1 protein-coding gene is annotated in these 303 nt (G+C 52.5%); it reads left to right on the top strand.

Annotated elements, in window-relative coordinates:
* On the top strand, window positions 1–303 hold a 303-nt coding region (locus ACXAH2_RS17205), incomplete at both ends, for a hypothetical protein (protein ID WP_475080174.1).

Genomic DNA, 303 nt, shown 5'->3' with positions numbered 1-303 from the left:
CCGTGACCAGCACCTCACACACCGACCAAACTGTTTCAGGGGAGGGCGCTAGCTTCTCTTCTGAAAAAGGGGAGCTGACCCTAGCAAGTGTCACGGAAACAGACCGCACTGAGCGTACCACGACCACGGCGAATACTTGGGCAGGGTCGAACTTGCAAGCGGGTAACTTGAATATCAAGGCTGACAAAAATGTGGCCATCATTGCCAGTGATGTGTCGGTGCAAAATGACGCGAGCATTGAAGGCGAGAATGTACTCATTGGTGGTCGCGAAGACACCAATGACACCACAAATGACAGCATCA

The sequence above is a fragment of the Marinomonas sp. ABL3_031 genome, from assembly GCF_056161265.1.
The sequence above is the reverse complement of the archived record's forward strand: the minus strand, read 5'-3'. Positions and strand labels throughout refer to the sequence as shown.